A 9,142-nucleotide genomic window follows, 5' to 3' on the forward strand; every position below is an offset into this window, starting at 1 on the left:
TCGCGGCGATGGGCGGGCTGTGAGGGCGGGACGGACCGGAAAGCGGGGGGGACGGCGGGCGGTCCACCGACCCGGAACCGCGGCCGGGTCCACCGAACCTATGTCCGTCGACGCCGACCGCCGGGTATGGACCCGCAGTCGACGTACGACCGGATCGCCGGCCACTTCGCGAAGACGCGGGAGTACGCCTGGCCCGAGGTCGAGTCGTTCCTCGAGGGGCGACACGTCGGGCGCGCGCTCGACGTCGGCTGCGGGAACGGACGGCACACCGAGCTCCTGGCCGACCGGGCGGAGGGAGCGGTCGGCGTCGACCTCAGCCGGGGGCTGCTCCGGGAGGCGGTGCGACGGGCGCGCGACCGCGGGTTCGCCGCCCGGACCGCGTTCGTCCACGGCGACGCGGCGGCGCTCCCGATCGCCGGGGACGCGATCGACCTCGCGGTGTACGTCGCCACGCTCCACCACCTCTCGCCGCGATCCGCGCGGATCCGGAGCCTGGACGAGCTCGCCCGCGTGCTCCGACCGGGCGCGACCGCGCTGGTGAGCGCGTGGAGCACGGCACACGACCGGTTCGACCGCGAGGAGGGGTTCGACACGACCGTCGACTGGACGCTTCCCGGCGGGGAGACGGTGCCCCGGTACTACCACGTCTACGACCCCGAGGAGTTCGCGACGGACCTCGCGGGGAGCGACCTCGTCGTCGTCGACATCGACGTCTCGAGCGGGAACTGCTACGGGACCGTCCGCGCGCCGGGAACGCGGGCGAGCGGGTGACCGACGCGGACGGGAGACGTCGGCGGATCGCGGCCGGAACGTGGCGTCAATCGGCCGTCACGCCGGCCCGATCCGTCGTCTCCTCGGGCATCGGCGTCACGATCCGGTAGGCCGCGTACAGCCCGAGGACCCCGATCCCGGCCAGCACGAAGGCCGTCCGGAGCGTCGGGTCGACGAGCGGGGTCGCGACGACCTCGCCCGCGTCGTTGGTTATCGGGACCGGACTGTACGGCTTGCCGGCGAGGATCTCGATCGTGCCGAGCACGACGATCCCCACCAGCATCAGTCCGGCGCTCAGCGCCATCGCCGCCCTGTCGATGATGTCCGGGTGGTTCATTGGATGTCACCTCTCAGCCGAGCAGGTACCGCAGTTTCGGGTGTTGCTTGACGAACCCGGTGCGCTCGATGACCGCGTCGAGGCCGTAGTACCGGCCGGCCGCCAACACGATCACGGTCATGAACAACAACAGACCCATCAGGTCGCTGTTGACGAGACCGTGGCCGAAGCCCGCGTTGCCGATCCAGAACAGGACCATGAAGACGGCCCCGCCGAACGCGGCGAGCCGGGTGAGGGCGCCGGCCATGAGCGCCAGCCCGATGAGCGTCTCGAACAGCGGGACGCCTGGCTCGATGAGCCACGCGAGGTTGTTCCCCATCCAGACCGGGACGGGACCGAGCGCCGTGCCGGTCATCTCCCGCATGTACGCCGTTCCGTACGTGAAGGAGAACCCGCTCTCGATGATCTTCGTCACGCCGGCGTGGAAGAACCACCAGCCGGTGACGACGCGCAGGAACGCGACCCAGTAGGCGGTCCACGGGCCGTCCAGCGCGAACTCGACGTCGGTCGTCAGGGGAGTCCCCGTTTGGTATGACATGGACGTCACCTCACGTGTGGACATTGCGTCGGAACCGAGTTATACTCCAGCGGCGGCTCCCGCACCGCGGGAAGCGTTTCGAGGGACTGGGAACGCGCGGTCGTCGAACTCGACGGGTGATCACCGCGGTCGGGACCGCGTCCCACGCCTCGGCCGCACGGCGCGCGCCGCTACCCCCGGTCGGCCGGGTCCGACGCGTCCGGGACCGCCTCGACCCGTTCCCGCACGGCGGTGACGAACTCCTCGCCAGTCATGCCGTACCGTGTACACCCGTCGGCCGTTCGCTCCCGCTCGACCGCGGCGACGACCTCGCCGTCGACGCGAAGGCCCCACGCGTCGCCGTGGTCGACGTCGGTCCCCATCAGCCGGATCTCGACGTCGTGTGCCGCCTCCAGCCGCTCGATCAGCGGCGGAACGAGCACGCCGTCCGCGAGCCGCGGCGGCCGGTACGGGGGGAGGTCGTGTTCCTCGAACTCCCCGACCGCGTCGCGCCACCAGTCCGGAAGGCGGTCGACGTCGACGTCGGCGTACGGTTCGTCGTCGTCGAGCCAGTCCGGCGGTTCGACCTCGTCTCGTGGCGATCGGTTCTCGGGGTGTCGAGTCATCGTCCGGGGGATCCGTTCGGGAGTCGTGTCGGTGGGTTCGGCTCGGGTCGACGCGGGCTACAGTTCGACGTAGACCTCGCCGTCCCGAACGTGAACGTCGTACGTCGGCAGTCGGTAGTCGTCGCTCGCCGTGTGCGTCCCGTCGGTGATGTCGAACTCCCAGCCGTGCCACGGGCACGCGACGATCTCGTCGTCACACGCCCAGACGAGTTCGTCGTCCTCGTCGACGTCGAGGGTCCCGCTCAACAGCCCCTCACAGGCCGGTCCCCCCTGATGCGTACAGTAGTTCGACAGCGCGTGAAGTTCCCCGTTCGAGTTGAAGACCGCTATCTCGCGCCCCGCGATCTCGACGATGACGCGCTCGCCGTCGGCGATGTCCTCCGCCGCGACGACGTGATGGAGGTCGTCCCGGTCCGCGTCCTGTCGTGTGGATTCGTTCATGATCAGTCGAAGTCGTAGACTCGCTCCGCGGTCTTGCCGTAGACGTTCCGGATCTCCTCGCTGGAGAACTCGGATCGAAGGATCTTCAGCAGCTCCCCGGTGTTGTCGAAGTCGAAGTGTGGGTAGTCCGAGGAGAACATCAGGCTGTCCTCGCCCTCGAAGTGCCGGATCGTCTCCGTGAGGTACGCCGGGTCGTCCAGGCCCTCGACGGGCTGGCTCGTCACGTAGAACTGGTCTTTGAGGTACTCGCTCGGACGCTTCTCGAGCATGGGCGCGTCCCACTTCGCGCCCATGTAGTCGTGATCGAACCGCCGCATGAAGTACGGATACCAGCCGAGCCCGGACTCCTGGATGACGAACGTGAGGTCGGGGAAGCGTTCCGGAACCCCCCGAGTCAACATGTCCGCCAGGTTCGTCTGGTGCATCATGTTGTGTGAGGTCGCGTGGACCGGGAGGGCCCGGTCCATCGCCTGCCACGTCGAGGGGAACCGCGTCATCATCGTGCCGGCGGCGTTGTGCATCTTGATCGGGAGTCCGGCCCGCTCGCACGCGTCGTAGAGCGGGTAGTAGGACTCGTGGCCGAGGAGCGGGTCGACCGATCCGCTCGGGATCATCACCGCCGCGATGCCGTCCTCGTCGGCGCGGCGTTCGACCTCCTCGGCGGCCTTCTGCGGCTTTTGGGGAGCAACGAGGGCGGCCCCGTAGAGCCCGTCGTCGGGATCGACGATCTCGTCGAGGAGCCAACTGTTGTACGCCGTCGCGAGCGCGGCGGCGAGGTCGTCGTGGTGGACCGCCCCGAGATAGAGGTTCTGGGTGGGGGTGATGATCGCCTTGTCCCACTCGACGAGGTCACGTCCCGTTCGGATGTCCTCCGTGGTTCGGACGGTCTCCGAGTCGGCCTTCCCGATCGTCACCGAGTACACCATCCCGTGGGCGGGATAGACGCGGCCGAGGTAGCCGTAGTCGTCGCCCTGCTGGCTGTTCAACAACTCGTCGAACGGGCTCTCGAGGTACGGGAAGACGTCCTCCTGGCGCTCCGTCAGGTGGAAGTCGGTGTCGACGATGACTTCGAGGTCGTCGATCGACCGGATCCGCCGTTCCGCTGTCGAACTCATACGATCCCCGTGGTCGATTACACACATATACTCCGAGGCGATTCTCGACGGTAGAACGCCGTTCGGCGGGGATCCGGCGCCGACGGACGCGTCCCGTCCTGGACGGATCCCGCAGAAGGGGGCCGCAACGACGATCCGTACCGGTTCGGGACGCCGAAGGGACGGAGAGACGCGGGATCCGCGCCCAAGGATCCGTCCTCCATCGAGAAACGATAGCTGAGATCGTTTCTCATCGGCAAAAACGTTATGCCAGTCGTCCGTCCATCCCGATCCGATGGAAGCGTGGAAGCCGGGGGGTGCCGACCCTGAATCGAACGGATCGACGATACGGAGCATCGACACGTCGTTCACCATCGTTACGGCCCTCCGCGAGGCGGGCTCGGCGGGCGTGACCGACCTCGCCGAGCGGACCGGGCTCTCGAAGAGCTCCGTCCACAAACACCTTCGATCGCTGATGAAACACGGGTGCGTCGTGAAGGACGGCGAGGAGTACCGGCTCGGGCTCCGCTATCTCGACTTGGGTGCCCACGTGCGCGAGCAGTATCCGGGGTCGACGGAGATCAAACACAAGGTGCGCGACCTCGCGACACAGACCGAGGAGAGCGCCCAGTTCGCCGTCGAAGAGCGCGGCCACGCGGTCGTCCTCTATCGGGAGGTCAGCCACGGCGGCGTCTACTCGCGCGGCCGAGAGGGACGCCGGTTCCGGATGCACCAGACGGCGGCGGGGAAGGCGATCCTCTCGCGCTACTCAGACCAGTGGGTTCGGGAGATCGTCGACCGCCACGGCCTCCCGGCGGCGACGCCGCGGACGATCGGCGACGAGGCGGAGCTGCTCGAGGAACTCGCGGCGATCAGGGAGCGGGGAGTGGCGTTCAACAGCGAGGAGAGCACCGAGGGGCTCCGATCGGTGGCCGTCCCCGTCGCGGGGCCGGACGGGGACGTCCTCGGCGCGCTGGCCGTCGCGGGCCCGACGCACCGCCTCACCGGCGAGCGGTTCGAGCGGGAGCTTCCGGATCTCGTCCGAAGCGTCGTGAACGAGATCGAGTTGAACCTCGCCCACTCGTGACGTCTGCGTGGGGACTCGCTCGAACACCCCTCGAACGGGACGACCGGGGTTCGACCCCGTCGGCGATGTCTCTCACTTCGTTCGAGAGATGCGCCGGCCGGGATCCCCGCGAGCGAAGGAAGCGAGCGAGCGGGGTACGGGCGGCGCACGACCGAATGGAGTGCGCCGGCCGGGATTTGAACCCGGGCCATGAGCTTGGAAGGCTCAGGTCCTACCACTAGACCACCGGCGCGCGTTCTCGGGGACGCGGTGCTGGAATAAGGAACTTACCCTTTGGCTCGCCGGGATCGCTCACGTCGTCGTCGCCGCTCAGTCGTCGTCCGCGGCCGCCTCCGGCTCCGCCGACGGCGACTCCCGCGGCCCGCCGGCGTGTCCCTCGTGGGCGACCGCGGTCGCGAGGAGCTCCGGCGAGATGGCGGGCACCTCCGCGTCGTCCACCGGCCCGTCGCGCGCGATGGCCTCCGTCGAGCGCGGGAACTCGCGGATCTCCTTGTGGATCGCGAGGCCGGCCTTCGCCCCTTGGCCCATCGCCACCGGGATCTGGTTGTGGCCGGGCGTGACGTCGCCGACCGCGAAGACGCCGTCGACGCTCGTGCGCCCGTGGTCGTCGACGTCGATCGTGCCGTCGTCGGTCAGGTCGCAGCCGAGCGACTCCGCGAGCGCGGTGTTGTAGTCGGAGCCGTACATGGGGAACCCGCCGCGGTACTCCCGGCGGGTGCCGTCCGCGAACGCCAGCGCCTCCAGCCAGCCGGAGTCCGGATCGTTCTCGACGCCGGCGACCTCCTCGTGGACCACCTCGATCGGGTGCGCCTCGAGCTGGGCCGCGGTCTCGTCGCTCCAGGTCGGCTCCGCGCCGCGCGTCAGGAGGTCCACGTCGTCGGTGACGTTGAGCATGATCATCGCGACGTGGGCCGCCGCCTCGCCGTGGCCCATCACGTACACCGGCTCGTCAACGAACATGTACGCGTCACAGTGGAGACAGTAGTGGAGCCCCTTCCCCGTTCGGGGCAGCGGCGGGTCCGGACGCGTATCGGAGAACCCGGTCGCGAGGACCACCCGCTTCGCCGAGAACTCGTCGTCGCCGGCGACGAGCCGGAACCGGCCGTCGTCGGTGCGCTCGATCGACTCGACGAAGCCGCGCTCGAAGTCGCCGCCGTAGGAGGCCACCTGCTCGCGGGCGGTCGCGAGGAACTCGTTGCCGGAGGTCTCCTCGGTGACGCCGATCACGTTGTGGGTGTCGGCCATCATCGCCGCGCGGCCGCCGCCCCGGTCGATCAGTACCGTCTCGTGGCCGAGTCGCGCGCCGTACAGCGCCGTCGTCAGGCCGGCCGGACCGCCGCCCACGACCGCGACGTCGTACGCGTTCTCGTCGGAAGCACTCATTACCGGTGCTACGGGTCGGACCGGGTTAAATGTCCATGGGGTGTGCGCGACGGTCGGCCAGCCGCGCGCGGCGACGGGCGATCGTCGCGGGACGGCGAGCGGTCACGAGGTTTATACTCGCCGGGGGCGTGCGTTCGCTCGTGTCGGGACGCCTCGCCGCCGCCGTCGCCCTCCTCCTCGTCGGCACCGTCGCCGACGTGTGGTCGACGTACCTCGCGATCTCGACGGGCGAGTTCGTCGAGGGGTCGCCCGTCGGCCGGACGTTCATCACGTGGCTCGGCCCGCTCCGCGGAATGCTCGTCACGAAGGCGCTCGGGATGGTCGTGATCGGGATCCCCGTCGCGGTCGCGGGCGGGAGCCGCCGGCTCGTCGCGACGGTGATGTGCGCCGGCGTGGGCGCGATCTCGCTTCTCGCGGCCGGGCGGAACCTGCTTCTCGTCGCGGGGCATCTGGGATGAGTCGATCCCCCGTCCCGTGAGCCGGGTCACTCCCCGCGATACAGCCGTTCCGCGGTCCGATCCGGCAACCCCGCCCGCTCGACCGCCTCGGCGACGCGGTCGACGTCGTACGCGACCCGCCGGAGGTCGACCTCGCCGGCGTCGGCGTCGAGCACCGCGTAGGCGGCGTCGGGGTCGCCGTCGCGGGGCTGGCCCACGCTGCCGGGGTTGACCACGAGCCGACCGTCGACCGACCGAGCCCCCTGGACGTGGGTGTGACCGAGGACGAGGCCCTCGAGGGCCGCGTCCTCCTCGTCGACGAGCTCCTCGAGGTGCCGGTCGAGCGCCGGAAACTCCTCGGGGTAGACGTACGCGCCCTCGCGGTCGGGGGCGGGATGTGAGTGAACGAGATGGTAGCGGCCGCCCGCGAACCACGTCGCCCGCGGCAGGTCGCGGAGCCACCCGAGCCCCTCCCCCGAGAGTTCCCGCCTCGCGTGTTCGAGCCCGGCCTCGGCCATCCGGTTGGCGCGGTACCGTTCGGGCGTCTCGACGGTCCGGTCGTGGTTCCCGCGGACCGTCGCCGCGGCGACCTCGCGAACGCGGGCCAGACACTCGGCGGGCCAGGGATTGTAGCCGACCACGTCGCCGGCACAGACGACCGTGTCGACCGGCGGCATGTCCTCGAGGACCGCCTCGAGCGCGGGCAGGTTCGCGTGGACGTCCGAGAGGAGTCCGACCTTCATCGCGCGAGGGTTCGGGATCGAGGTCCGAATACCTTCGGACGGCGACGGTCGGAGACGCCACGACCGCTCCGCCGCCCGAGGGCTTATCATCGCGGGAGCGAAGGGACCGCCAATGGCACCGACCCTTCTCACCGCCGCGCTCGGCGCGCTGCTCGCGGCGGCGCTTCTCGGGCCGGCCTTCGACGGCCGGTCGGTCGCGGTCGTCGTCGCGGCCGCCCTCCTCCCGACCCTCGACGCGGCCGCGAGCCTCGCGATACCGGGTGCGACGAACGCCCTCCTCCACAACCTGTGGCTCCCGCTCGCGCTGGCGGGACTCCTCCACTGGGACACGGCGCTCCGCGATCGGTCGGCGCTCCGCGAGCGTCACGGCTGGCGGGGCGTCCGGATCGGCTGGGTCACGCTCGCCGGGTTCGCGGTCGCCGGCGTCGCCCCGGACCTGTTCGGCGACCCCGGCGTCAATCTGCTGTATCCCGTCGAAAACGCCTACTACGTCGTCGACGGCCTCCTGCTGTTCTCGACGCAGGACGGCGTCGTCCAGACGTTCGTGTCGACGGCCGGGGACGGTCCCGGACTCCTCCCGCTCGAGAGCACGGGGACGGCGGACGCCCGTCCGATCGGGACGTGGGTGAACCCCGACGGCCGGCCCGGTCTCGCGCTCGGGGTCGAACGCGAGTTCGTCGTCGTCGACGCCGGCTGGCAGGCGGTCGTCGTCGCGAGCGCGGTCGCGTCGCTCGCGGTCCGGTTCCGGCCGTGGGAACGTGTGCGCTCCTCGACCGCCGCGTCCGGCGACGCGGGGGAGGCGAGCCGATAGATGGTTTCCTCGCTCGTTCACGCCGGGTTCGCGCTGGTGCTCGCGGCGGGGCTGTTGCGGGGCTCGTACGACCGGCGGGCGCTCGCCGTCGTCCTCGCGATCGTCGTCCTCCCGGAGGCCGACTCCCTCCTGGGACCGGTCATGGCCGGCGCACACCGGACCGTCGGACACAACGTCGTGTTCCCGGCGGCGGCCGCGCTCCTCCTCCACTACGACACCCGGATCCGCGAGGAGTCCCTCCTCCGCGAGCGCGTCGCCGACCGTGGCGTCCGGATCGCCTGGGTCGCGCTGTTCGTCCACGTCTTCGCGCACGTCTCGCTCGACTGGGCGCACCTCCAGGGCGTGAACGTCCTGTGGCCGCTCCACGACTCCTTCTTCCGACTGGAGGGCGAGCTGGTGTGGTCCTCCGTCGACGGCCTCGTTCAGACGTTCGTCGACGTCGAGGTCGACCCGGCGACCGGCGACCGACGAGTGGACGCCGGCAGCACGGGGACCACGCAGTCCGTCCACGTGAACAACCCGATCGAGCCGGACGACCCGGAGGTCCTCGCCGAGGCGGAGACGATAGACCGGCGGTTCCCGGTCGCGGGACGCGGGTGGCGGCTCTATCTCCTCGGACTCGGGATCTTCACCGTCCTCGCCCGTCGACTCCAGAGCGACCCGCCGGCGGAGTGAGGCGTCGACTCTCGGCCGTGGGGCGGATGATCGGCTCGTGACCGGTTGCGGTCAGTACAGCCGAAGGAGTGAGCGATCGCCCGAGCGGTGGCGCGCCTCCGAGCGAGCCATCGGCTCGCGAGGAGCCCGCGAGGTCGCCGGCGGCGGAGCCGCCGGCTGCCAGAGAATCTTCGATTCTCGCTGGACGCTGCGAACGAAGTGAGCAGCGAGGCTGGGGAGG

The 9,142-nt window shown here is 70.3% G+C and carries 12 protein-coding genes and 1 tRNA gene; 5 read left to right on the forward strand and 8 right to left on the reverse strand.

The genetic code is table 11. The features are described 5' to 3' along the window. Window positions 1–126: 126 nt before the first annotated feature. The gene (locus DJ70_RS02350; RefSeq protein WP_094529777.1) at window positions 127–771 is read left to right on the forward strand and encodes a class I SAM-dependent methyltransferase; all 645 of its coding nucleotides are present in this window, start codon (window positions 127–129) and stop codon (window positions 769–771) included. Window positions 772–817: 46 nt separating this feature from the next. Here DJ70_RS02350 and DJ70_RS02355 read toward each other — a convergent pair whose 3' ends face one another. The 5 genes from DJ70_RS02355 to DJ70_RS02375 all read right to left on the reverse strand — a co-directional run bounded on the left by DJ70_RS02355 (window position 818) and on the right by DJ70_RS02375 (window position 3,807). Next, on the reverse strand, window positions 818–1,108 hold the full coding sequence (locus DJ70_RS02355; RefSeq protein WP_094529779.1) for a hypothetical protein: 291 nt from the start codon (window positions 1,106–1,108) through the stop codon (window positions 818–820). A 13-nt stretch (window positions 1,109–1,121) separates the two neighbouring features. Next, window positions 1,122–1,646, reverse strand: a complete 525-nt coding sequence (locus tag DJ70_RS02360; RefSeq protein ID WP_094529781.1) for a DoxX family protein — start codon at window positions 1,644–1,646, stop codon at window positions 1,122–1,124. A 170-nt stretch (window positions 1,647–1,816) separates the two neighbouring features. Further along, complete coding sequence (locus DJ70_RS02365) at window positions 1,817–2,251, reverse strand: hypothetical protein (RefSeq protein WP_094529783.1); 435 nt, start codon at window positions 2,249–2,251, stop codon at window positions 1,817–1,819. Window positions 2,252–2,308: 57 nt separating this feature from the next. Then, window positions 2,309–2,692 carry a Rieske (2Fe-2S) protein gene (locus DJ70_RS02370; protein WP_094529785.1) on the reverse strand — a complete coding sequence of 128 codons (384 nt, stop codon included), beginning with the start codon at window positions 2,690–2,692 and terminating at the stop codon, window positions 2,309–2,311. Window positions 2,693–2,694: 2 nt separating this feature from the next. Beyond that, complete coding sequence (locus DJ70_RS02375; RefSeq protein ID WP_094529787.1) at window positions 2,695–3,807, reverse strand: amidohydrolase family protein; 1,113 nt, start codon at window positions 3,805–3,807, stop codon at window positions 2,695–2,697. A gap of 274 nt (window positions 3,808–4,081) precedes the next feature. Between DJ70_RS02375 and DJ70_RS02380 the strand changes: the two genes are divergently transcribed. Then, window positions 4,082–4,873, forward strand: coding sequence for an IclR family transcriptional regulator (locus tag DJ70_RS02380; protein ID WP_094529788.1), 792 nt, complete (start codon window positions 4,082–4,084; stop codon window positions 4,871–4,873). Window positions 4,874–5,034: 161 nt separating this feature from the next. Here the strand turns inward: DJ70_RS02380 and DJ70_RS02385 are convergent. Together DJ70_RS02385 and DJ70_RS02390 are read right to left on the reverse strand one after the other, a co-directional pair. Beyond that, window positions 5,035–5,105 (reverse strand) — tRNA-Gly (locus tag DJ70_RS02385). 77 nt (window positions 5,106–5,182) lie between these two features. Continuing rightward, window positions 5,183–6,256, reverse strand: a complete 1,074-nt coding sequence (locus DJ70_RS02390; protein ID WP_094529790.1) for an NAD(P)/FAD-dependent oxidoreductase — start codon at window positions 6,254–6,256, stop codon at window positions 5,183–5,185. Between the two features lie 140 nt (window positions 6,257–6,396). On the opposite strand from DJ70_RS02390, the gene DJ70_RS02395 reads away from it, so the two are divergent. Further along, a complete protein-coding gene (locus tag DJ70_RS02395) occupies window positions 6,397–6,714 on the forward strand; it encodes a hypothetical protein (RefSeq protein WP_094529792.1) in 318 nt (105 codons plus the stop codon). Between the two features lie 26 nt (window positions 6,715–6,740). Here DJ70_RS02395 and DJ70_RS02400 read toward each other — a convergent pair whose 3' ends face one another. Beyond that, a complete protein-coding gene (locus DJ70_RS02400) occupies window positions 6,741–7,436 on the reverse strand; it encodes a metallophosphoesterase family protein (RefSeq protein WP_094529794.1) in 696 nt (231 codons plus the stop codon). Between the two features lie 112 nt (window positions 7,437–7,548). On the opposite strand from DJ70_RS02400, the gene DJ70_RS02405 reads away from it, so the two are divergent. Together DJ70_RS02405 and DJ70_RS02410 are read left to right on the forward strand one after the other, a co-directional pair. Then, entirely contained in the window at window positions 7,549–8,247 is a 699-nt protein-coding gene (locus DJ70_RS02405; RefSeq protein WP_245810647.1) for a hypothetical protein, read from the forward strand. Next, window positions 8,248–8,922 carry a metal-dependent hydrolase gene (locus DJ70_RS02410; RefSeq protein ID WP_094529796.1) on the forward strand — a complete coding sequence of 225 codons (675 nt, stop codon included), beginning with the start codon at window positions 8,248–8,250 and terminating at the stop codon, window positions 8,920–8,922. Window positions 8,923–9,142: the final 220 nt, after the last annotated feature.

The sequence above is a fragment of the Halorubrum halodurans genome (assembly GCF_002252985.1).
GTDB classification, from domain to species: Archaea; Halobacteriota; Halobacteria; order Halobacteriales; family Haloferacaceae; genus Halorubrum; species Halorubrum halodurans.